This window comes from Brachyspira pilosicoli (assembly GCF_019402445.1).
In the GTDB taxonomy this organism is placed as follows: Bacteria; Spirochaetota; Brachyspiria; order Brachyspirales; family Brachyspiraceae; genus Brachyspira; species Brachyspira pilosicoli_B.
This window is the reverse complement of sequence record NZ_SRZM01000199.1, coordinates 1-1,966: the sequence shown is the minus strand read 5'-3', so window position 1 is coordinate 1,966 and position 1,966 is coordinate 1. Positions and strand designations below refer to the sequence as shown.

General features: G+C 24.9%; 2 protein-coding genes. Both read left to right on the top strand.

What is annotated here, in order from left to right:
• Nucleotides 1-591 (top strand): DUF4132 domain-containing protein (locus tag E6A48_RS07185; protein WP_219709352.1); only part of this gene is annotated, 591 nt, incomplete at its 5' end.
• A gap of 79 nt (nt 592-670) precedes the next feature.
• A partial coding sequence (locus E6A48_RS07180; RefSeq protein ID WP_219709351.1) for a BspA family leucine-rich repeat surface protein occupies nt 671-1,966 on the top strand: 1,296 nt, incomplete at its 3' end.

Sequence of the window (1,966 nt, the reverse complement as noted above, 5' to 3'; positions counted from 1 at the left end):
GAAGTTTTTATTGATAATTATTTAATGAATAGATTGGCATCAACTTTAATATGGAATTTGTATGATAAAAATAAAAAAATTATAACAACTTTTAGATATTTAGGCGAAGGTAAATATGTAGATTCTGAAGATAAAGAAATAAAAATTGATGCTGATAGTTTTGTTGGTTTAGCAAGCCCTGCAGAAATGAACGAGGATACTATAACTAAATGGAGAAGAGAGCTTAAAGATTCTAAATCATCACAGCCTATAAATCAATTTACATCTATAAAATTAAATAAAGATAATCTAAAAAAAGAAATAAAAAAAATAAAAAATATAGATTCAAGCTATGGAGCTTTTAAGGCATTTGCTAAAAAATATGATATGCATACTAATGATGCAGATAATGATACTATAACCTATACATTTACAGCAAATAATGGGGATATTTTTGCTATGTCTGCAAAAGTTGATGAAGACATTGAATATGATGATTTGGTAAATATTACTATTGATTTTAAAAAAGCTAAAAAGGAAATAAGCAATAGATTTGTTTATACTTTATTAGTATTTATAATTTTAGATTTTAGATTAACAGATTTATTTTAATAATTATTTTGAAATTTTTAATGAAACACCAAAATTTTTAATATATGATAAAATTATCTAACAATCTTTAGGAGAAGTTATGAAAAAATATAAACCAACAACAAAAACAGAATTAAAAAAATTGGTATTTACTGATGGTATAAAACTTTATGATGTTGATACAAGTCTTATTACAGATATGAGTAAACTTTTTTATGAAAGCAAAAGAAAAGATTTTGAAGGCATAGAAGATTGGGACGTTTCTAATGTTACAAATATGGATATGATGTTTGCTTATATGGGTTATAATATGCTTGTAAGATATTCATCTATAGATTTTGATCAGGATTTAAGTAATTGGAATGTATCTAAAGTAACAAGTATGAATAATATGTTTGCTTATTGTTCTAATTTTGATCAGCCTTTGGATAATTGGGACGTTTCTAATGTTGAAGACATGTCATTTATGTTTTGCGGTGCCAAAGAGTTTAATCAGCCTTTAAATAGCTGGAACACATCAAAAGTTAAAAATATGAGGGGAATGTTTCAGGAATGTGAATTTTTTAATCAGCCTTTGGATAAATGGGATACTTCTAATGTTGAAGATATGTCTAATATGTTTATTAGGGCAAAAAGATTTAATCAGCCTTTAAATACTTGGAATATAAATAAAGTTAAAGATTTATCAAGTATGTTTGCATATTGTGATGCTTTTAATCAGAATCTTAATGATTGGGACGTTTCTAATGTAGAAAATATGGATTCTTTGTTTAGGCAATGCGAAAAATTAAATCAGCCTTTTGATAAATGGGACACTTCTAATGTTGTAAATATGGAAAAGACATTTTTCTCATGCATGAAATTTAATCAGCCTTTAAATAGTTGGAATGTATCTAATGTAGAAAATATGGATATGATGTTTTATATGGCACAAAGTTTCAACCAGCCTCTTGATAAATGGAATACACAAAAATTAGTAACTGCAGCGGGACTATTTAGGTTTGCTTATAAGTATGATTGTTATGAGTCTTTAGAAAATTGGAATTTAGATAATTTGCAGGAAGTTGGTACTTTTTGCGATGATGAGGAAAAATTATATACAAGACTTAAAGTATATATGCAAGTTTTTTATCCTAAAGAAAATTATATAACTATAACAAATAATAATGCAAAAGAGATATATAATTTAATACTTAAAGATAAAAATAAAAAAATTGTAAGATTAAGAAAAAAAATTGAAAATGATTTTAAAGAAGAGCTTTCAATTTCTGAAGATAATTTTGCAACTATAGAAGATGCAGAAAATTATATAAAAAATAACTATAAAGAAGATAAAAGACTTAAGTTTATAAATAAAAGTAAGGTTTTAATAAAAGATAAATCAAGAGAAGTAAAT